This is a genomic window from Rhodoligotrophos sp. CJ14, from assembly GCF_038811545.1.
Classification (GTDB): domain Bacteria; phylum Pseudomonadota; class Alphaproteobacteria; order Rhizobiales; family Im1; genus Rhodoligotrophos; species Rhodoligotrophos ferricapiens.
Window position 1 is genome coordinate 3,645,740 of the sequence record NZ_CP133319.1, and the last position, 19,261, is coordinate 3,665,000.

General features: G+C 61.3%; 21 protein-coding genes (1 of these 21 only partly in view). 8 read left to right on the forward strand and 13 right to left on the reverse strand.

Annotated features, from left to right (window positions below):
• The first annotated feature begins 28 nt into the window (after window positions 1–28).
• Together RCF49_RS17070 and RCF49_RS17075 are read left to right on the forward strand one after the other, a co-directional pair.
• Window positions 29–1,021, forward strand: coding sequence for a LysR family transcriptional regulator (locus RCF49_RS17070; protein ID WP_342640992.1), 993 nt, complete (start codon window positions 29–31; stop codon window positions 1,019–1,021).
• 177 nt (window positions 1,022–1,198) lie between these two features.
• A complete protein-coding gene (locus tag RCF49_RS17075; protein WP_342640993.1) occupies window positions 1,199–1,831 on the forward strand; it encodes a L,D-transpeptidase in 633 nt (210 codons plus the stop codon).
• A gap of 188 nt (window positions 1,832–2,019) precedes the next feature.
• On the opposite strand, the gene RCF49_RS17080 is transcribed toward RCF49_RS17075, so the two are convergent.
• From RCF49_RS17080 to RCF49_RS17095, 4 genes are all read right to left on the reverse strand, one after another.
• A complete protein-coding gene (locus tag RCF49_RS17080; protein ID WP_342640994.1) occupies window positions 2,020–2,448 on the reverse strand; it encodes a hypothetical protein in 429 nt (142 codons plus the stop codon).
• A 119-nt stretch (window positions 2,449–2,567) separates the two neighbouring features.
• Window positions 2,568–3,365, reverse strand: coding sequence for an aminoglycoside adenylyltransferase family protein (locus RCF49_RS17085; RefSeq protein ID WP_342640995.1), 798 nt, complete (start codon window positions 3,363–3,365; stop codon window positions 2,568–2,570).
• Window positions 3,366–3,393: 28 nt separating this feature from the next.
• Window positions 3,394–4,416 (reverse strand): TerC family protein, encoded by a 1,023-nt coding sequence (locus tag RCF49_RS17090; RefSeq protein ID WP_342644225.1) that lies wholly within the window; start codon window positions 4,414–4,416, stop codon window positions 3,394–3,396.
• A 390-nt stretch (window positions 4,417–4,806) separates the two neighbouring features.
• Window positions 4,807–5,667 (reverse strand): DMT family transporter, encoded by an 861-nt coding sequence (locus tag RCF49_RS17095; RefSeq protein WP_342640996.1) that lies wholly within the window; start codon window positions 5,665–5,667, stop codon window positions 4,807–4,809.
• Window positions 5,668–5,826: 159 nt separating this feature from the next.
• On the opposite strand from RCF49_RS17095, the gene RCF49_RS17100 reads away from it, so the two are divergent.
• Window positions 5,827–7,191, forward strand: coding sequence for a PLP-dependent aminotransferase family protein (locus RCF49_RS17100; protein ID WP_342644226.1), 1,365 nt, complete (start codon window positions 5,827–5,829; stop codon window positions 7,189–7,191).
• Window positions 7,188–7,544, forward strand: coding sequence for an FCD domain-containing protein (locus tag RCF49_RS17105; protein ID WP_342640997.1), 357 nt, complete (start codon window positions 7,188–7,190; stop codon window positions 7,542–7,544). The genes RCF49_RS17100 and RCF49_RS17105 overlap by 4 nt, the downstream gene beginning before the upstream one ends.
• A 308-nt stretch (window positions 7,545–7,852) precedes the next feature.
• On the opposite strand, the gene RCF49_RS17110 is transcribed toward RCF49_RS17105, so the two are convergent.
• The 6 genes from RCF49_RS17110 to RCF49_RS17135 all read right to left on the reverse strand — a co-directional run bounded on the left by RCF49_RS17110 (window position 7,853) and on the right by RCF49_RS17135 (window position 13,622).
• Window positions 7,853–8,149 carry a muconolactone Delta-isomerase gene (locus RCF49_RS17110; protein WP_342640998.1) on the reverse strand — a complete coding sequence of 99 codons (297 nt, stop codon included), beginning with the start codon at window positions 8,147–8,149 and terminating at the stop codon, window positions 7,853–7,855.
• Window positions 8,142–9,785, reverse strand: coding sequence for a phytoene desaturase family protein (locus tag RCF49_RS17115; RefSeq protein ID WP_342640999.1), 1,644 nt, complete (start codon window positions 9,783–9,785; stop codon window positions 8,142–8,144). Before RCF49_RS17115 ends, RCF49_RS17110 begins: the two co-directional genes overlap by 8 nt.
• The gene (locus RCF49_RS17120) at window positions 9,785–10,771 is read right to left on the reverse strand and encodes an ABC transporter substrate-binding protein (protein WP_342641000.1); all 987 of its coding nucleotides are present in this window, start codon (window positions 10,769–10,771) and stop codon (window positions 9,785–9,787) included. Before RCF49_RS17120 ends, RCF49_RS17115 begins: the two co-directional genes overlap by 1 nt.
• A 63-nt stretch (window positions 10,772–10,834) precedes the next feature.
• The gene (locus tag RCF49_RS17125; protein WP_342641001.1) at window positions 10,835–11,671 is read right to left on the reverse strand and encodes an ABC transporter permease; all 837 of its coding nucleotides are present in this window, start codon (window positions 11,669–11,671) and stop codon (window positions 10,835–10,837) included.
• Window positions 11,668–12,495: an ABC transporter ATP-binding protein gene (locus RCF49_RS17130; protein WP_342641002.1), complete on the reverse strand. Its 828-nt coding sequence runs from the start codon at window positions 12,493–12,495 to the stop codon at window positions 11,668–11,670. The genes RCF49_RS17125 and RCF49_RS17130 overlap by 4 nt, the downstream gene beginning before the upstream one ends.
• A gap of 134 nt (window positions 12,496–12,629) precedes the next feature.
• Window positions 12,630–13,622: a dipeptidase gene (locus tag RCF49_RS17135; RefSeq protein WP_342641003.1), complete on the reverse strand. Its 993-nt coding sequence runs from the start codon at window positions 13,620–13,622 to the stop codon at window positions 12,630–12,632.
• A 129-nt stretch (window positions 13,623–13,751) separates the two neighbouring features.
• Between RCF49_RS17135 and RCF49_RS17140 the strand changes: the two genes are divergently transcribed.
• Window positions 13,752–14,651, forward strand: a complete 900-nt coding sequence (locus RCF49_RS17140; protein WP_342641004.1) for a LysR family transcriptional regulator — start codon at window positions 13,752–13,754, stop codon at window positions 14,649–14,651.
• A gap of 38 nt (window positions 14,652–14,689) precedes the next feature.
• On the opposite strand, the gene RCF49_RS17145 is transcribed toward RCF49_RS17140, so the two are convergent.
• Genes RCF49_RS17145 through RCF49_RS17155 form a run of 3 tightly spaced genes read right to left on the reverse strand, consistent with a single transcriptional unit; the run spans window position 14,690 to window position 17,040 of the window.
• Entirely contained in the window at window positions 14,690–15,592 is a 903-nt protein-coding gene (locus tag RCF49_RS17145; protein ID WP_342641005.1) for an SDR family oxidoreductase, read from the reverse strand.
• A 19-nt stretch (window positions 15,593–15,611) separates the two neighbouring features.
• On the reverse strand, window positions 15,612–16,352 hold the full coding sequence (locus tag RCF49_RS17150) for an SDR family oxidoreductase (protein ID WP_342641006.1): 741 nt from the start codon (window positions 16,350–16,352) through the stop codon (window positions 15,612–15,614).
• A gap of 46 nt (window positions 16,353–16,398) precedes the next feature.
• Window positions 16,399–17,040, reverse strand: coding sequence for an HD domain-containing protein (locus tag RCF49_RS17155; protein ID WP_342641007.1), 642 nt, complete (start codon window positions 17,038–17,040; stop codon window positions 16,399–16,401).
• A gap of 223 nt (window positions 17,041–17,263) precedes the next feature.
• Here RCF49_RS17155 and RCF49_RS17160 point away from each other — a divergent pair, with 223 nt between their 5' ends.
• From RCF49_RS17160 to RCF49_RS17170, 3 genes are all read left to right on the forward strand, one after another.
• Window positions 17,264–18,256 carry a GlxA family transcriptional regulator gene (locus tag RCF49_RS17160; protein WP_342641008.1) on the forward strand — a complete coding sequence of 331 codons (993 nt, stop codon included), beginning with the start codon at window positions 17,264–17,266 and terminating at the stop codon, window positions 18,254–18,256.
• 189 nt (window positions 18,257–18,445) lie between these two features.
• Window positions 18,446–18,607, forward strand: coding sequence for a hypothetical protein (locus tag RCF49_RS17165; RefSeq protein WP_342641009.1), 162 nt, complete (start codon window positions 18,446–18,448; stop codon window positions 18,605–18,607).
• Between the two features lie 202 nt (window positions 18,608–18,809).
• Window positions 18,810–19,261, forward strand: the 5' portion of a protein-coding gene (locus tag RCF49_RS17170; protein ID WP_342641010.1) for an alpha/beta hydrolase. 445 nt of this gene lie beyond the right edge of the window; the window shows 452 of its 897 coding nt (coding positions 1–452); it begins with the start codon at window positions 18,810–18,812; its stop codon lies beyond the right edge, outside the window.

Here is a 19,261-nt window from a genome sequence, read left to right on the forward strand (position 1 = left end):
GCTCAACGTTCAAACCTGGATCATGACGATGGACCTGGCGCTTGCTCTGAAGGCCTTTCTCCGCATTGTCGACCGTGGCTCGATCACCGCAGCAGCGCGAGATCTGGGCGTGTCTCAGCCCGCAGTGACGAAGCATCTGCGCAATCTGGAGGCGCATGTCGGAGCGCGTTTGGTCGAACGGTCCTCGCGCGTCGTCCGGCCGACACCCTTTGGGCAGATGCTTTACGAGGCAAGCCAGCCCGCGCTCGCATCCATTGATGCCGCATTGGAAGCGATCAAGCGCAATATGGGGTCGCTCGAAGGTCTGCTTCGTGTACACGCCCCGGCATGCGTCGGGGTAAAGCATGTTCATCCCATCGTGATGGAATTCCAGGCCCGATATCCCAGCATCTCGATCGACCTGGTGCTCGAAGATCGCGTGGTCGATTTGGCCTTCGAGAATTTCGATCTCGGCATCAAGTATGGGCGGCCAGACGGGCAGGGCCTCATCATCAGAAGGCTCGGGCGGATTCGGCGGATCCTGGTGGCATCCCCCCTTTTCCTGGCAACGCATGGGCCCATCGACACTCTCGACCGCCTTGCCGAGATCGATATGATCACCACCGCCGCGGTCTTGTCGCCGCGCGATACGCTCTTTTTGCAGCGCGGGTCTGAAACCGCCGAAACCCGTGTGCGTGCGGTGCTCAGAACGAATAATGCCAACGTGATCGTTGGATCGCTCCTGTCCGGCCGGGTCGCGGGACCCGTCCAGCATCTGCTTGTTCACGACGAGCTCGCAGATGGCAGGCTCATCCGCATCCTTCCCGAATACGAGGTCGTGTCGCACGAGATCTACATGGCCTATTCCTCTGTGCGCTTCATGCGCCCCGTCGTCAGAGCCTTCACCGACTTCGTGGTCCCCCGCCTCAAGGCGGTGGAGGGAATAGATCCTCTCGAGCACCGACCATCGCGGCATGACGGATCGCCAGGCGAGGCGAGCGAAATGAGCCGCTCGGAGCTGCTCGAACTCCTGCTGGAATAGCCGCTGGAGCGTCGCTCGGAGGCCTTCGGCGCGACCAGATCATAACCTTTGGATATGGGCCATATAAGCGCGGGGCCCGTCGACAAGCCGATGTGGCCGGCACTACCTAGGGGCGGGTTTGCCGAGAGACGGTTTGGTATGATTACGCGACGCGCTGTATTGGTATTGGGATCAAGTATGCTCGCCGGGTGCGCTTCAAACCTGGAAGCCACCACGACAGAGGCCGAGGCTCCGGCCATCGACCCTTATTACGTGCAAATGTACGCCGCTCGGAACGACGAGCCTTATCCCGTGCCGGCGGTCGATCTCAAGCGCGTCAATCCGAAATTCTGGCGCCGCGAGATCGCCTACTCGACCCAGGAGCGGCCCGGAACTGTGGTCGTGGATCCGGCGGCGCGATATGCCTATCTCGTCCTCGAGGGCGGCCGTGCAATTCGCTACGGGGTCGGTGTTGGCAAAGAGGAGGCGTTCAACTTTCAAGGCGCGGCCACCATCGCGCGAAAGGCGGAATGGCCGCGCTGGACACCCACCCAGAATATGATCCGCCGCGATCCTGCCCGTTATGCCGGCTATGCGGGCGGCCTGCCGGGCGGTCCGGGCAATCCCCTTGGGCCACGTGCTCTCTACCTCTATGAGAATGGTCGCGACACACTCTATCGCCTGCACGGCACCCTGGAGCCTTGGACCATCGGGACGATGGTGTCCTCAGGCTGCGTCCGGTTCCTCAATCAGGATATCATTGACTTGTATAGCCGCGTGCCGGTCGGCAGCAAGGTCGTGGTCCTTCCAGCGTCGGACAGCGCCGCCTGACCGATTTGGCGGTCAATTCCGGTCGGGCCAACGCCGGGTGCTGCTTAGCCACCCGTTGGCTAACCAGCTTCACCCGATGAGCGGCGCGCTCTGATATGGTAATCCGCCCACAGGCTTTCCGTCGACGAGGATCTCCTATCGTCTCGTCGATATGCTGACGGTCGAGTCCTGCGCGCAGGAAGCGCTGCCTATTTCCGGGAAAGGCTTGTCTTGAACGACCGCGCTTTGCCGGTGCCGGCATCGAGACCGCAGGTAAAGGTGAAATCCGTCCAGTCGCTTCCTGTCCGCACCTGACCCGAGCCGCTGAGCTGCTGATTTGATTTGAGTGCGAGAGTGCTGGGATCGTCGGTGCCGAGGAAAACCCGGTCGGCCTGCTTATTCCACTTCTTGAGCTCGCGCAGCGCCAGTGGTCGACAGATGAATTCCGCGACCTTCTTGGCGTCGGTCCATCCTGAGGCCATCTCGCGCTCTTCGCTCGACGGAAGTTTGGCAATTTGCCCTGTGATCAACTTCTGCTGCGCTGTCGACAATGCGCTCGCCGCAAATGCCGATGAACCAACCAAAGAGAGGCAGAAGATTATCGCCCCGCCGAAAAGCATCCGGGCGTTTCGATTCATGAGTATCCTCGCGACTTGTCACTGGATAGAGGGTGAGCGGAAACAATTAAGATTAGCTCAGCGCGAGTGGTGAAATTTTGCGGCTCCCAGGGCCCAAATGCGATGTCGCCAGAAGGACGTCAACGGCCCCGTGGGATTGTGCCCGCATGACAGACCTTCTCGCTTAATTCGCGAGCCGCGTCTCGAACAATCTGCTGCTTAGACTGCCACTCATCGTTCCGCAGGCCCAAATATGCCTCTCTTGCATTTTCGACCAGTGCCGCTGAGGAAGCACTGAGGCGAGGCACCGCCCATTCGGCGGCAACATCCTTCGCGACGAAGTCTCCTGTCTCGAGTGTCCGCCACATCCGTGTGAGTGTCAGCAGGACGTTGCGTTCATCTCCTTCCATCCTCTCAAGGAGAGTAGGAAGTATATCCCCAGTCGCGCGGAGAATGTCTGTACGGGGGATAACAGGTAAGAGTTCTGCCGGATCAGGCCCCATCAACGGGCTTGCCTCCTGTCGAGCCTGGGCCAACACAAGAGTGAGTTCTGGGTCTGATACCGGCTCGGGCACCTCTCCAGCCTCAAAAGCCTGACGCAGCCATTCCCCGTATATGAACGCGCAGCGAGGGGGGTAGGTCGGCGAGATGAGATCGGCACGTTGAAAAATGATCAATTCGAGAGGGCGTGGTCCGCCAGGCTCAGCAGGGTGCCGTCCCGAGACCGCCATCAGCTCGGCCAGGAGACATCGGCGAACAGGAAGCGTCATCGGCTGGTCAACGACCACGAGCAAGTCGACGTCGCTGTCCGGACGCAGGCCACACCCCACCGCCGAGCCATGGAGATAGATTGCCAATAAGGACTCCGTAAGACAGCGCTGCACGATGGATCGTGCCTGCAGCGCTTCCTCGGGAATGGCCAATCTATCCCCAATCATGATTGATCCTTCTCCGCACGCCCCCCGACTACTCGCTTCGCTTGGGATCAGGTGATCCCTCGCTTGCCGGCCAATCCGGCTCGGGCTCGCCGCGGGTCTTCCACATGGAATAGAGGATGCCTGCCGTGATGAGGGCAAAGGTAACCCCTAGGCTGAGGGCAGGTGGGAACTTGCCGCCGCCGAGCACGAAATCGGCGACAAAGATCTTCGTGCCGATGAAGATGAGTACCATGGCCAAGGCGTATTTCAGATAGTGGAAGCGGTGCACCATCGCCGCGAGTGCGAAGTAGAGCGCGCGTAGCCCGAGTATGGCCATGATATTCGATGTGTAGACAATGAACGTATCGGTGGTGATCGCGAAGATTGCCGGCACGCTGTCTATGGCGAATACCAGGTCCGCCAGATTGATTACGACCAGCGCGAGGAACAAGGGCGTCGCCGCAAGAACGAGCTTGCCCGTTTTTGCATCCGGCACCCGCATGAAGAAGCGCTGACCATGAAGCTCGCGCGTGACCGGCAGGTGGGTGGAGATGAACCGGACGACGGGATTATTGGCGATATCCATCGGTTCGTCGCCCGCAAAGAACATCTTCACGCCGGTGAAAATCAGGAACGCCGCGAAGAGGTAAAGGACCCAATAGGCTTCCTGCACTAAGGCTGCGCCACCCGCGATCATCAGACCGCGCAAGATGATGACGGCGACAATCCCCCAGAGCAGTGCCCGGTACTGATAGCGGGGCGGGATGGCGAAATAGCTGAAGATCAGGCTGATGACGAAGACATTGTCGATCGACAGCGCCTTCTCGATGAAGAAGCCGGTATAGTACTGCATTCCCGGTTCCGGCCCGCGGGCATACCACACCCAGGCGCCGAACAGCAGCGCTACGCCGATATAGAAGGCGGAAAGCTTCAGTGACTCGCCAATTCCCATTTCGCGATCCTCCTTGTGGAGGATGCCGAGGTCAAAGGCGGTGAGCGCGATGACCAGCCCGAGAAAGGCAAGCCAGAACCAGGCCGGCGTGCCGAGCCAATCCGCGAAGAGAAGTTCCATCATGCTCGATGCATGTCCCTGTTATGAGAGCTGTTCGATGCCGATCAATGCTGCAGGAAGGAATTGGCGCGAGCGCAGGTGAGCTGCGCCGTGCCCACGCGCAGGCGCTTCGTGGTGGGACTGTAGAGTCGCGGATGCATTCTTGTTTCCTCTTCAAGACACCAGGGTCGTCGGAGGATCCGCGCTTTCTCGAGGGGGTAGCGGTGAACGCCGGGCCTTGGAAGCATCGGATCATCCGATGCGGTCCGACATCGCGAGCATCAACTCGCCAGAGGGGCCCGGTCCGCGACTACAGGTATAGGTACGAACCAACCCGGAATCAATGGCTGCCTGCCAGCAGAGTTATCCAGTGTTCATCGAGACAGGATCGCTTGCCAGATGCCAGCTTCGTCAGGCGAAGCGTTTGGCACCGGCAACGCACAGCACGATCAGCCCGGTTACGGCGATCATTGTCCAGGCGACTGGCTCGCCGAGCAGCAATCCCGCGAGCGCGAGCCCAAAGAAGGGCTGGAGGAGTTGCAACTGCCCGACCCCTGCGATGCCGCCGAGCGCCAGCCCGCGATACCAGAAGACGAAGCCGACCAGCATGCTGAACACCGAGACATAGGCGAGCGCGACCCAGGCGGGTGTCTCAACTCCGCTCCAGTCTGTCGGAAGCGTTGCTAGCGCCATGACCGCCATGATCGGCAGCGACAGCACCAGCGCCCAGGAGATCACCTGCCAACCGCCGAGTCGTCGGGACAGCCTGGCCCCTTCCGCATAGCCAAGGCCGCAGAGCAGGATGGCTGCGATCATCAGAAGATCGCCGGTCAGCGACCCCGGACCGCTCTCGGCCAGCGCAAACCCCGCAACCAGCAAGCTGCCGGCGGCGGAGAACAGCCAGAATGCCGGCTTCGGCCGTTCACCCGCGCGCAAGACACCGAATATTGCGGTGCAGAGCGGCAGCAGACCGACGAAGATGATGGAATGAGCCGCGGTGATGTGCTGCAGCGCCAGTGCCGTGAGAAGCGGGAAGCCGACCACCACGCCCAGAGCCACAACGGCGAGCGAGCCGAGATCGCCTCCTGAAGGCCGCTTTTGCCGAAGCGTCCACAGCAGCACCAGCCCGAGCAGCGCCGCGATCACGGCCCGCGCGGACGTCAGAAAGAGCGGGGAGAAGCCGGCGACCGCGACCCGCGTCGCTGGAAGCGAGCCACTGAAAATCACCACACCGAGCAGCCCGCTGCCCCAGCCTGCCGTCATCGTCTTCATGCCATCTCCAATCTCTGGCGGCTAATACCGAGTCTGGGCTAGCAGAGACAGAGACGGTCCAGTACAATTCTGCCAAACTGTATGGATTACAACAGCCATACAGTCGGGAGAGGACTGATTTTGTCTGAGGCACGATCTGGAACGCGCACCATCGAGGTGATGGAGGCGATCCGCGCGAAAGTGGCAAGCCGCGCATTGGCGACGGGAGATCGGCTGCCCTCGATCCGCCGCTTTGCGGTGACGATGGGGGTCTCGCCATCAACCGTGGTCGAGGCTTATGACCGGCTTGCTGCCGAAGGATTGATCCGGGCGCGCCCGGGTTCCGGCTTCTATGTGGCGAGCGCGACGCCACCGCTGGCCCTGGCGGAGATCGGACCCAAGCTCGATCGTGCCGTCGATCCCTTCTGGGTGTCGCGCCAGTCGCTCGATGCGGAAGCCGCCGTCGCGAAACCCGGCTGCGGGTGGCTGCCCGCCGACTGGTTACCCAACGCCGCGATCCGGCGCGGCCTCCGACAGCTCGCCCGAGCCGATGACACGGTGCTCGCGGACTATGGCGCGACCCGCGGGCCGCTCGCCTTGCGCCGCTTGCTCGCCCGGCAATTTGCTGGTGAAGGTCTGGAGACGACGCTCGACCAGATCCTCCTCACATCCTCGGGCACTCAGGCGATCGATCTCATTTGCCGATTGCTGGTCAAGCCCGGCGATGCCGTCATGGTCGATGATCCCTGCTACTTCAATTTCCAGGCGCTGCTGCGCGCCCATCAAGCGGTGACCATCGGCATCCCCTATACGCCTGCCGGCCCTGACACGGAGCGCTTTGCCGAGGTGGCGGCGAAGCATCGCCCGCGGCTCTACATCACCAACTCTGCCCTCCACAACCCGACCGGCGCGACGCTCTCGCCGCAAGTTGCCCACCGGCTGCTGAACATTGCGGCCGCTTATGACATGGTGATCGTCGAGGACGACATCTTCGCCGATTTCGAGCCGGAACCATCGCCGCGTTTGGCTGTGCTCGACGGGCTTTCCCAGGTGATGCGCATCGGCAGCTTCTCCAAGACGCTTTCAGCTTCCATCCGCTGCGGCTACATCGTCGCACGACCGGAATGGATTGAAGCGCTGATCGACCTTCAGGTCGCAACGAGCTTCGGGGGCGTCAGTCCAGTCAATGCGGGACTGATCTTGACAGCCCTCAGCGATGGCAGCTATCGCAAGCATCTGGAGGCACTGGGCCGGCGCCTCGCCCGAGCCAGGCGCGACGCGGCGGCGAGCTTGGCGCAAAGCGGCATCTCTCCCTGGCTGATGCCGCGCGGCGGCTTTTATCTCTGGTGCAGCTTGCCCGATGGCCGGGACGCTGCGGTGGTCGCCCGCGCTGCGCTGCGTGAGAACGTCGTGCTCGCCCCCGGTAATGTCTTCAGCGTCTCACAATCCGCGTCCAGCTTCATGCGCTTCAACGTTGCTCAGATGAGCGAGCCCCGAATCTTGGCGGTGCTGGAACGGGCATTGGCCGCTGAGCCTCCCGCTTGATATCTGGTTGCCGGCACGCGGCATATCCTGGGCATGCCCACCGCCTCGACCTTTCTTCGCCACCACTCGTCAAGGCGCTCGGTCTCAGCCGTTATCTCGAGATCCGGACGATCCGTTTTGCGCTCGAAGGGCTCGCGGCAGAACAGGCCGCTGCCCATGCCTCCGCAGGCGAGATAGAGCGTCTGGCCGAAATTCAGCGCCGGTTCGAGGCGGCACGCAACAGCCGCGACGCGGCACTCGCCAACAGGCTCAATCGGGATTTTCACTTCGGGCTATCCCTTATGCGCGATGGACAGTCTCATTGGCCAGATCGAAGCCTGTGGGTTGCGATGGGCCCGATCCTCAAGGTCTAATCACGAGGATATTCCGCCGGATTATCTCATTGCCGATGAGCATATCCATCTCATGGCTGCCCTCGAAAGTCGTAACGGGGCGGCCGCCCGCCGCGCAATCGAGCAGGATATCCTCCGGCGGCGAGGGGGTCGTTGCCTATCTCAAGAGATCGGCGGTCTCCTTAGCCCTGCAGGAATGACCGTTAGGCCATTGTCCCTGCACCTACGGCTAGGGAAGGGAACCGCAGGTCTAGAGCGGGAAGGCCATTCGACCATAAGCCGTCCTGCTCTGGGGCATGAGAGACCGCCGATCCGGGGGCAACCCTCGATCAGAATTCTGCGTCCCGGAGCGGGTCAACTGGATGACGCGCCACCGGATGAACCTTAAGATCCATATAGGGCCAGAATGGCAGGCTCGTCAGGATCTCATGCAGGTGCGTGGCATCCTTGGCGCGCCACAAGCCCCAATTCTCGCGTCGGCCGGGCACGCGCCACATGCGCACGAGGATCCCTTGCTCGGCCAGCTTTGCCGCATGAGCGCGCTCTTTTGCGACAAGCGCCGCGACGTCCTCGTCGCTCCATCCCACCGGACCCACGAAAGTGATATTGACGAGAAACTCAACCATGCTCTTCTCCGATTAGCTCTAGGTTCTGGCGCGCTGCCGCAAGGTCACTGAGCACTGCATGACTGGTGTTGTGGCCCGGTATGCCGGAGAAGTAATTCCCCGGCCAGGTCCCAACGCCGCTCAAATAGAGGCCGGGCGTAGGTGTTCTGTAGCGGTGAAGCCCGGGCAGCGGCCTCATCCAGAATTGATGGATCGGCATCATGTCGAGATGCGCGATATTCGCCCCGTAAAGCCCGTAATCTGCTTCGAACTGCGCGGCCTCGATACAGGCGTAATTCTCGACGATGTCAGGAATGTTCGGGATCCATTCGGCAAGAATGCCGAGGACCTTTTCAACCGCCTTGTGCTTGTCGAAGGCCACGGGCTCTCGACCGCCATAATGGGGCGGGCCGCCGAGATTGAGGCTCAAGATATGCTTGCCCTCCGGTGCCATGGCAGGCGAGGTGAGCGAATGGCAGAGCCCCCAGATCAGCGGACGCTCCGGCATTTTTCCCCGCAGCAGGTCCGCATGGCAGTGATCGAGATAATCGAGGGTTGGCGCGATGCGCAGCTGCGCGGTTGCGAGCTGCCGGGCCTCATCCTCCGACCGGGCAGCGGCGTAGCGCGGAATATCGCCCAGGGCCAGCACGATTTTGAAGGCGCTTCCGCCCGAAGGTGAGCGCACCATCTTCGCTTTGATGTCGCGCCATTCCGGAGCGGGCGACTCGACCGCGGCAACCGTCAGATGCGGATGCATCGACGAGATCACGGTGGGCGCCGTGAAGCCCCGCCCATCGGCAAGCTCGACGGATATGCACTTGCCCTCGTCGATGATGCGTTCGACCGGCGCGCTGCGGATGATCGTCACGCCGAGCGCGAGCACTGATTTCTCAATGGCGGCGATGATCGCCCCCATGCCGCCGATCGCAAGCCCTGTTGAACCGCGCAGTGGCATTCTGCGTGGGTCATCCTCGCTCACGCTTTTGAGCGATGCGAGCGAGAGCGGGCGCATCATCAGATTGAACGGGGTGCCGGGAGTGGAAGGCCCGACCAGACCGCTGACCACCGACAGCGGTCCCATGATCGCCTTGGTTTCCTCGGCGAGTTCGAAATGCTCGTAGAGCTGGCGAACACTGCCAAGGAAAATGCGCGAGAACGCCTCTTGCTCTTCGAGCGTGGTGAGATTGCGCACCAGCTCTTGCAAGCTGGGCGGCTCTTGAAAGATCGAGATGCCAAGCCGTGAAGCAAACCAGTTCAGATAGTCGAAGACCCCGTGATAGCGCGCGCTTTCGCCGGGCGCGAAACTCTCAAGCTGCGCATCGACCCGTTCGCGTTCACGCCAGCCCACGAATAGCCGGCCATCGGTGAGCGGATGGACCAGGGTGGGATTGGGCCGCACGAATTGCAGCCCATGTTCCTCCAAGGCAAAATCGGCAACGATCTTCGGTTCGAGCGAGCCGGGCGAGTTGGTGATCGCGGAGTGGAAGCCCGGCATGAATTCCTGGGTGGCCGCCGGCCCGCCGACCACGTCTCGCCTTTCGAGCACGGTGACCTTCAGGCCCGCTTTCGCCAAATAGCCGGCGCAGATCAATCCATTATGGCCGCCGCCGATGACGATTGCGTCGGGATGCGCGGCTTTCAGGCTGGAGTGCTGCATCACTTCGCCGGCACGAACTCGTTGGTGTAATAGTCGGAGACGGTGAAATCCTTCTCGATCTCACCCACCTCGGCCAAGGTGCCCAGCAGCTTGGTCCACATCTCATCGTTCTGGCGGCCCCAATTGGGATCATTCGGGCTCACCGAGAGATTGATCAGGCCGTTGAAATAATCGATGCATGCCTCTTGCGCGTTCGGCAGCTCGAGCTTGTCGCGCGCGAGTTCGCAAGCCGCATCGACATTGGCCACCGCTTCCTGCCACGACCTCTTCATGGCTCTCATGAATGCGGCGACCACCTGAGGTTTCTCTTTGAGAAACTCGGCATTGGCGGAATAGCCAAACCCGAGCAGCGGCACCCCGAACTGCGCAAGAGACAGGACCACCGGCTTCTGCCCTGTACCCCGGATGACCGCCGCATAGGCAAACCCGTCACCGCTGATCAGATCGATGCTGTTGGAGAGCAGGGCGGCCTGCTTGGCATTCGCATCGAGCGAGACGATATGCAGATCTCCCTCGCTCAGATTGTTCACTGCACGGAAGATGCGCAGGCTCAACTGGTCCGAGCCGCCGGGCGTGCTGCCGATCCTGTACTTCTTGACCGCATCGATCCCCGTGAGCTCGACGCGTCCCTCGATGCCGATGAAGGAAGCTGCCGTCTTGGTCTGGTAGACATTCACCACCTTGATCGGCACGCCCTTGGAAATGGCGACGGCGGCATTGGTGGTGTTGATATGGGCGATATCGTAATTGCCCTCGCCCAGCATGATCGCCGTGGTCGCTGAGCCGCGGCCGGGCTCCATATGGAGGTCGATCCCCTCATCCTTGAAATAGCCCTTCTCGAGCCCGACCACCAACGGCGCATGATAGGGAAGATAACCCCAGTCGAGGCCGAGACGCACCGTCTCTTCGGCCATGGCTGAGCCGGACCAGCCCAGGGCAAGTGAAACGAGCGACGCACGCAGGGTCTTGATGAACAAGGAGGCCATGAAGCGTTCCTTCTATTAGGATGTTGCCACGTGCCGCGCTCTATGCCGGCCGTTCCTCTTCTGCTAAATCACCTGCACGCGCTGGCTTGCATGCCAGGGAAGCGACTTTTTCTCTACCAGTTCAGCCACATACCAGATCAGCACCCCGAAGGCCGAAACGAGGAACACGGCCGCAAAGGCAAGCGCGATCGACATGCTGCCGACCGCCTGGATCAGCACATAGCCAAGCCCCCGGTTAGACGCCACGAACTCACCGATGACAGCACCCACGGGCGCGAGCGTCGCGGCGATCTTGATGCCGGAAAAGATGCTCGGCAGCGCATTGGGAAGCTTGATCTTCCACAGCACCTCCAAGCGGCTCGCACCCATGGACCGCACGAGATGCAGGAGATCGGGATCGGCCGACTTGAGCCCCATCACCGTATTCACCACCACCGGAAAGAAGGTGAAGAAGATGACGAAGATCACCCCGCTCTTGAGACCGAAGCCCACCCAGACCAGCATGAGCGGCGCGACCACCACCTTCGGGATGGCGTGCGAAATGATGAGCCAGGGATAGAGAATGCGATCGACCGTCGGCGAGGAGGCGATCGCGACCCCCAGAAGGACGCCGAGCACGAGAGCGACCGCAAAGCCCAGCAGTGCTGCGAAGGCCGTATACCCTAGATTGACCATCAGATAGGACCAGCGGTCAACCAGCGTGACGGCCACCTCGGAAGGGGCGGGCAGCAGATAGGCGGGAATGTCGAGGCCCCTGACGATCAGCTCCCAAAGGATCAGCCCAACGAGCGAGCTCGCGACCGGTAGACCCGCGCTGCGCATGAGGCGTTGCAGCCGGCCGGCGCGCGTGCGTTGAATGGCTTGGGTCGATTTGTCGGTGAGTGTGGTTTGCAGGCTCATCCCACCAGCACTCCTTCTTGCTCGAACAGAAGCCGGATCTTGCGGGCGATGGCCGTGAACTCCGCATCCTCGCGGATGCTGAGCGGGCGTGGCTTCGGCAGATTGACATCGATGATATCGAGCACCCGCCCCGGACGCGGCGACATGACCACGATCCGGTCAGACAAGTAGACCGCTTCAGAAATACTGTGTGTGATCAGAAGAGTGCTGACATTCTCATGTACTTGTAAGCGCTGCAGAATGACGTTCATCTGATCGCGGGTCATCGCATCCAGCGCGCTGAATGGCTCGTCGAGCAGCAGGATCGATGGCCGAAGCAGCAAGGCCCGTGCGATCGCAACCCGCTGGCGCATTCCGCCCGAGAGCTCATAGGGATAGCGGTTGACGAAATCACCCACCCCGAGCTCGCCTAACAACTCCATCGCCCGCTGCCGGGTCGTCGTATCGTTTTTTCGCTTGAGCTCGGCCGGCAGCATCACGTTGTCGATGACCGTGCGCCAATCGAGGAGAAGGTCACGCTGGAACACGATGCCCGTATTCGGCACTGGACCGGTGACCACATTGCCGGCGACCTTCGCCTGTCCGGCGGTGGGTAAGTCTATGCCCGCCAGGATCCGCAGCAATGTGCTCTTGCCGCACCCGCTGGGCCCGACCACGCTGACCGTGGTTCCATTCAAGAAGCTGAAGCTGATCGGGTCGAGCGCCCGCACGTCACCACTGTCGGTCGAATAGGTCTTCTGGACCGAATTGACCTCGACCACAGCCGCCACGGTGGAACTGTTTACGTGATGCGGAGCATCAAGTTTTCGCTCGGCAGCGCCCACGGCGACCTCCCCTTAAAGTAGCGAAGCCATACGGCTTCACCACGATGAAGACCCCTCGCAAGCGTGCTCACTTATTGGTCGCTGAGCTACGCCTGCACCAACCTTCACACCACGTTCGCTTACGGCCTTCGCCTTTAGGCGGCGATGGCGTCCTGCTTGCGGCAGGCGAAAACCTCCTCGTAGAGACGAAGCCAGTTTCCGCCGACGATCTTCTCGATCTCAACCGGAGAGAAGCCGGTCCGGCTCAAGGCTTCCGGAATCGCCGGAAAGGTCTCGGTCGATTCCAGCCATTTCGGCTCGGGCACTTTGCCCGGGCGGCTGGCAGAACCCGCCCCGTAATTGACAATTCTCGACCACCTGCCCATCCGCATCCAGTCCAGATGAGCCTGGGTGTTCTTGCGGCCGAGATCCGTGCCGATGCCCACATGATCGATGCCGCAGATCTCGACGGTGCGCGCAACCATCTCGCACCAGCGGTCGACGCTCTCCACATAAGGCCCCGCAATATTGGGATAGGTGGCGAGCCCGATCACACCACCGCGGCTTGCGAGAGCACGCAAGAGATCATTCGACTTGTTGCGGGCATGCGGCACCAGCGATGATGGATTTGCATGCGTGATCGCGACCGGCACCTTCGAGCGCTCGATGGCATCGAAACTCGTCCGCTCACCCACGTGGGAAAGGTCGATGACGATTCCATGGCGGTTCATTTCATCGATGAGCTCGCGGCCGAACCGCGCCAGCCCCTGGTCATGCTCTTCATAGCAGCTGCTGCCCACGTCATTCTGATTATTATAGGTGAGCTGGAGCACCCGCACGCCGAGATCTGCGAAGATCTCGACCATCCGAATACGGCCGCCAAGACAGGCCGTGTTCTGATATCCCAACAGCAAGGCACAACGCTGCGATTGGGCAATCCGGCGAATATCTTGGGCAGAATAGGCGATCTCGACGAGATCGATATTGTCCCTCACCAAGTCCCGGAACTTGGCGAGCGCGTCGATTGACTCAATCGTATCTTCCCAAAATCCAAGGGTAACAGTAACGCACCCCATTTTTCCTCGGTTCAGCTCGAGGAAAATGTCTCGATCGAAATCGCTGCACTCAAGTCCGTCGACGAAAATCATACACGCATCCCAAATGGTCGACATGATGGGAACTTAACAACTTAAAAAGGATGCTTGCAAAAGGGGTATGATCAGTCAAATTCAAACTTGTTGACGTTCGTTCAGTCAGATCGATCACCTGATAGGCCGATGGTACAGATTTCTGGCTTGAGAACCTTGATTGCTGTCGCGGACACTGGCGGGGTGCGCCCGGCCGCCAAGCGGCTCGGGCGAACGCCGTCGGCGGTCTCCATGGCGCTGAAGCAGCTGGAGCTTGAGCTCGGTGCTCAACTCTTCGAGGGTGATCGCAAGGTTCGGTTGACGGCCTTTGGCCAATTCGCCATCGAGAAGGCGCGTGAAGTGGTGCGCCACTTCGATGGGACATGCGCCTCGCTCACCGCTTATGCGCGTGATGAGATCAGCAGGTGCAATGTGGCGAGTGTCACCTCGGTGGCATCGGTGATTCTGCCGCACGCCATCTTCCGAGTGAAGCAGAGCTTTCGCAATTTCGAGGTCAACCTGCGGGAGCTTCATTCAATACAGCTGCCCGATGCCGTGGCCGAGGGCATCGTCGATATCGGCTTCGGCCGTGTCGGCCCGCAGAGGTCGGACATCGAGGTGGTGCCGCTTCTGACCGACGCCTACGACCTCGTTGTTTCGCAAGACCATGAACTGGCTAAGCACGATGGCCCTGTGCCCTGGTCCAAGGTCAGAAAGTTCGACTTCATCCGCAATGAAAGCTTTCCGGTCGCTCTCTCTCCCGAAATGACGGATATCGTCGAGAATGCGCACTTCAACGTATCCAGCACATCCTCGACCTTTGCCATGGTGAGCGCGAAGGTCGGCGTGACGGTTCTGCCGAGGCTTTGCCGGCGTCAGGCGCCGCTCGATGTTTGTTTCGTGCCGCTGGAAGATCCGCGTGCGTTCAGAGTGGTCGCCGCTCTCACCAAGAGAGACAGGCGGGTCTCGCCAGCGACCCGCAAGCTGATCGATGCCGTTCGCTTGGTATTAGCCGCGAACGAAGCCGAGCTGGGCTATCGTTCAATGTGAAAGCGTGGTGTGCTGCCACGCCAGGGCCCATTCTGCGCTTAGAGGGACACTCTTGGCTTCAGCAGGTCCGAGAGCCCGACGCGATGGAGCATTTCGGCCCGTATTCTGTCGAGCACCGCAAATCCGACATCTGCACCGTCCCCGGTGGGATCGATATGGACCCGAAATGGACGCGTTCCGAAAGGCATGTCGACCGCTTTGACAATGGCATCGGCCACGGCGGACGCATCCGCATCCGGCGGCACGATTGCGGAGAACGCCTCCTGCACCTGCTCTCCAAATCCGGCATAGGGACCCGTCTCGTATTCTGCGAGCCGTGTGGTGTCGGCGGGCGTGCCGGCATGGGCGAAATGGTTCGTGCCGGAGGTGAAGGCGCCCGGCACGATGATCGAGGTCTCGATGCCCCATCGCGACAGCTCGCGGGCATATTGCACGGCAATCGCATCCATGGCGGCTTTGGCAGCGAAATAGGGCGCGAGGTAAGGGGGCGTGCCGCCGGCGGAGCTCGAGCTCGATACCCAGACGAGCAATCCCTGTTTCTGCCGCCGCATATGAGGCAGAACCGCCCGGTTCACCCGCTGCGTGCTCAGCACGTTGATGTCATAGAGTTCCGCATATTGCTCGGGAGTGAAGGCTTCCGCCGGCCCGAACACCATGTGCCCGGCATTATGTATGAGCACATCGATGCGGCCGGCATCGCGAATGACCTGCGCTACGGCTTGGTCGACCGAGTCTTGCGATTGCACATCGAGCTCGACGGTCCGGAGGTCGACCTCGTGATCCCTCGAGTATTTGGCCATCGCTGCCATTTGCTGAGCATTACGCCCGCTCGTGTCGCGCATTGAGGCATAGACCGTATGACCGGCACGCGCGAGTGCCTCTGCGCTCAGGCGGCCAAAGCCGCTGGACGCGCCAGTAACCAGAATGATTTTCCTGTCCATGATCAGATCTCCGGCGCTCTCAGATGATGCCGCCATTGGCGCGCAGCACCTGGCCGTTGATCCACGACCCGTCGGGCCCGGCGAGAAATGCGACCGCATTGGCGATATCCACCGGTGTTCCCAGCCGCTCCAGCGGCGGAAGCTTCGCGAGCTGGTCGATCACCTCTTTCGGCTTGCCATCGAGGAACAGTCCGGTGGCCGTTGGCCCCGGCGCTACGGCATTGACGGTGATGTTGCGGCCGCGAAGCTCCTTCGAGAGGATGTGGGTCATCGCCTCGACGCCCGCCTTGGTGGCCGCATAGATACCGTAGGTGGGCTGATAGAGTCCGACCACGCTCGACGAAAAGCTGATGATACGTCCACCGTTGCGCAGGCGCTTTGCGGCCTCGCGCATCCCGTTGAACACGCCCTTGAGATTGATGGCGATCTGCCGATCGAACAGATCATCAGGTGCTTCTGCGATCGTCGCCAGTCGCATGATGCCGGCATTATTCACCAGCACGTCGACCCCGCCGAAGGCTGCCTCGGCACGGTCGAACATGCTCGCAACCGCATCGGCATCGCTGACATCTGCTTGGGCCGTGATGGCCCTTCCGCCAGCCTCTGTGATTTTCCTCGCCACCGCGTCCGCTTCGGAGGCCTTGCCCGCATAATTGATGACCACTGCGAGGCCATCGGCCGCGAGCCTTTCCGCAACCGCGGCGCCGATGCCGCGTGATGCCCCGGTAATGATGGCGACCCTGGTGCTGTTCTCTGACATGCTACTCTCCATTGTTGCCCTTCCGGGGCGATCACCGCGAAGTCGATCAAGTCGGCCAGGCTGAGCCCAAGATGATCGAGCAGAAGTTCATCCGCTGGTAATTGGGGTCTTTCAGCGCCAGCACATCCGCTTTGACATTGCCGAAGGTCGTCAGCGGCTTCTTGATGATGCCATTGGCGAAGTGATCGATGATGTTTTCCTTGAAATTCGTCTCGCGCGGATGGTGGGCGCAGACATGCTCGCGCTGCTCAGATGTGAAATCGTGATAGGCGATTCCGAGCACATCCATTTCGACCCCGGCGGTCACCAGCGCGATCGTCGGGCGCATATGTTCAGGAATGCCGGGCGTGGTGTGCAGCGCGATCGCCGTCCAGACATCCTCGATGTCGCGTTCGGGGACCCCGTAGCTCCTCATGAAGTCACGCGCCGCGTTCGCGCCATCCACCTCGAAGCGCAGATCAGGGCTCGAATGGGCTTTCGTCAATCCCATGTCGTGGAACATCGCGCCGAGATAGAGCAGCTCGGGATCATATTTGAGCCCACGACGCTCACCGCTCAGCGCGCCCCAGAAATAAACGCGCCGGCTGTGATTATAGAGCAGGTCGTCTTCCGTATCACGCACGAGCTGCGTTGCGGCACGGGCGATGGCGCTGTCGGGAACCCGGATGCCGGCAATGATCTCAGGCATGTCTTATACTCCTCCTCGAGACAAGGCTCCACCGTGGCGTGTCCGGCACGCGAATGGCCTTGCTGTGGTTGCTCGATGGCCAGCACCGGAGGGATACCTGATCGGGCGCCGGCGTGACCGTGACACCAGTTGTGGCGATTGCCGCTCGACTTCGCAATTCGAGGTGAACTACTTATCAGGACAACGGCACATCGATTTCTGCCAGCAGCAGTGAGAAGCGGCGATGGCGGTGCAGAAGGTTGCGATCGCGATCCATGAAGGCGTCCAGGCGTTAGACGTGGCCGGGCCTGTCGACGTATTCGCCGAGGCGAATGCCTATATCCCGGCGGAACACCGTTACGAGACGGTGCTGGTCGCAGCCCACCGCATGCCGCTGCGGGCATCGAACAACATGCAGATGATGGCCGATCTGACCTTCGAGGAAGCGGCCGGCGGCTTCGACATCCTGCTGGTTGCAGGTGGACCCGCGCTGCCCGATGCCGAACCCGATCCCCAGCTGATCGATTGGCTGCGCGTCGCGCCCTGGCATGCCAGCACCTACGGATCAATCTGCACGGGAGCTTTCGCGCTCGGCCATGCAGGCCTGCTTGACGGCCGCCGAGTGACCACCCATTGGCAGAATGCGCACAAGCTCGCGGCCCGCTTCCCCGCGGCGCAAGTCGAGCCCGACCTCATCTATGTCCGGGATGGCCGCTTGGTTACATCCGCCGGCGTGACCGCGGGCATTGACCTCGCCTTGGCCCTGGTCTCTCAGCGCCACGGCGCAAATGTGGCCGTGACCGTGGCCAAGCGGTTGGTCGTGGTGGCACAGCGCCAGGGCGGCCAATCCCAGTTCAGCCCCTATCTGACCGCACCCGCCGATCCTGCTTCGCCGATCGCTCGCATTCAGGATCACGTGATGGCCAATATCTCGCAGCGCCACACGCTGGAATCTCTCGCGGCCGAGGTGGGCATGAGCCCGCGCAATCTCGCCCGCCATTTCGTGCAGGAGACCGGGATCACGCCTCACGACTTTGTCGAGCGCGCCAGGATCGATGCCGCCCGCAGGCTTCTCGAGGGGAGCGACCGCGCGCTGAAGGCCGTGGCTTACGATTGCGGCTTCGGTACTGCGGACCGGATGCGCATTGTCTTCGCCGCGCGCCTTGGTGTCACGCCTGCCCAATATCGGGCGAGCTTCCGCCAGTCAGAGGCTACGGCGGAATCGGTCGGCGCCTGACGGGCGGCCGCCCCTCGACATTCCGTCTCGATTCATTTCGGCTGAAGCGGACCTGGCCGAAAAGCCGTATCTCTGACCTGATCGAGCGTCTCACGAGACAGTCGGCGGGAGCATGATGGCCTTATCGTCTTTTCCTGAAATGTGGAAAATCACGCCACAGCGCTTACGTCTGACGCAAGGAGAAGCGCGATGAGAATTGATCCTGATCGAGAAGACGATCGGTATCGCATAGAGCAACCGGTCCCACCGGCCGAGCCGCAAGACGTCTGGCTTCGCGATGCTTTGCTTGACAACGCCCTGGAAGAGACGTTCCCCGCAAGCGATCCGATCGCCCCGGGTATCGTCGACTAGAGCATTTTCGAGCGAAGTGGATACCGGAAGAAAACGCGACCAAGCAAGACCTTGAGACGCGGCTTTCGCGGTTCAAGGAAAAGCGGAAACGCTCGAGCGCGTCTGACCGTATTCTGAGTGACATCTTGCACAAGCGGCAACTCTCAACTTGCACGCCTTTGCTCTGTTCTGCAGTCTGAGGGGGCGAGGTGAGGGTTGAGCGATGAGCGAAATCGAAAAGGTGCGGGCATTGCTGTCATCGGAGCCCCGCCCGCAGGGCTGGGCAGAGCGCCGCGCTCGCCTGGACGCGATCGGAACGGCTGATCCCGTCTCCCCGGACATTCGCTTTGAAAGCGCTCATTTCAGGAATGTCCCCGTTGAATGGTCGCAAGCCCCTGGAAGCGATGCCTCGCGCGTTTTGGTCTATTTCCATGGGGGAGGGTACTGCTCTGGCTCCATCCGCAGTCATCGGCGGCTGGTGTCTGAAGCTGGGCGGGCCAGCGGCATCTCCACTCTGGCCGTCGAATATCGCCTGGCACCCGAACATCCCTATCCAGCAGCGCTTGAGGATGCGCTTTTGGTCTACCGGTCCCTGCGCGCCAAAGGCTTTGCCGCAGACCAGATCGCTCTCGCCGGCGACAGCGCTGGTGGCGGGCTGACGCTTGCCCTCATGTT

Coding starts and splice junctions, on each gene's coding strand:
- RCF49_RS17070 (WP_342640992.1), top strand. CDS start 29: ATGGACCTGGCGCTTGCTCTGAAGGCCTTTCTCCGCATTGTCGACCGT.
- RCF49_RS17075 (WP_342640993.1), top strand. CDS start 1,199: ATGCTCGCCGGGTGCGCTTCAAACCTGGAAGCCACCACGACAGAGGCC.
- RCF49_RS17080 (WP_342640994.1), bottom strand. CDS start 2,448: ATGAATCGAAACGCCCGGATGCTTTTCGGCGGGGCGATAATCTTCTGC.
- RCF49_RS17085 (WP_342640995.1), bottom strand. CDS start 3,365: ATGATTGGGGATAGATTGGCCATTCCCGAGGAAGCGCTGCAGGCACGA.
- RCF49_RS17090 (WP_342644225.1), bottom strand. CDS start 4,416: ATGGAACTTCTCTTCGCGGATTGGCTCGGCACGCCGGCCTGGTTCTGG.
- RCF49_RS17095 (WP_342640996.1), bottom strand. CDS start 5,667: ATGAAGACGATGACGGCAGGCTGGGGCAGCGGGCTGCTCGGTGTGGTG.
- RCF49_RS17100 (WP_342644226.1), top strand. CDS start 5,827: ATGGAGGCGATCCGCGCGAAAGTGGCAAGCCGCGCATTGGCGACGGGA.
- RCF49_RS17110 (WP_342640998.1), bottom strand. CDS start 8,149: ATGGTTGAGTTTCTCGTCAATATCACTTTCGTGGGTCCGGTGGGATGG.
- RCF49_RS17115 (WP_342640999.1), bottom strand. CDS start 9,785: ATGCAGCACTCCAGCCTGAAAGCCGCGCATCCCGACGCAATCGTCATC.
- RCF49_RS17120 (WP_342641000.1), bottom strand. CDS start 10,771: ATGGCCTCCTTGTTCATCAAGACCCTGCGTGCGTCGCTCGTTTCACTT.
- RCF49_RS17125 (WP_342641001.1), bottom strand. CDS start 11,671: ATGAGCCTGCAAACCACACTCACCGACAAATCGACCCAAGCCATTCAA.
- RCF49_RS17135 (WP_342641003.1), bottom strand. CDS start 13,622: ATGATTTTCGTCGACGGACTTGAGTGCAGCGATTTCGATCGAGACATT.
- RCF49_RS17140 (WP_342641004.1), top strand. CDS start 13,752: ATGGTACAGATTTCTGGCTTGAGAACCTTGATTGCTGTCGCGGACACT.
- RCF49_RS17145 (WP_342641005.1), bottom strand. CDS start 15,592: ATGGACAGGAAAATCATTCTGGTTACTGGCGCGTCCAGCGGCTTTGGC.
- RCF49_RS17150 (WP_342641006.1), bottom strand. CDS start 16,352: ATGTCAGAGAACAGCACCAGGGTCGCCATCATTACCGGGGCATCACGC.
- RCF49_RS17155 (WP_342641007.1), bottom strand. CDS start 17,040: ATGCCTGAGATCATTGCCGGCATCCGGGTTCCCGACAGCGCCATCGCC.
- RCF49_RS17160 (WP_342641008.1), top strand. CDS start 17,264: ATGGCGGTGCAGAAGGTTGCGATCGCGATCCATGAAGGCGTCCAGGCG.
- RCF49_RS17165 (WP_342641009.1), top strand. CDS start 18,446: ATGAGAATTGATCCTGATCGAGAAGACGATCGGTATCGCATAGAGCAA.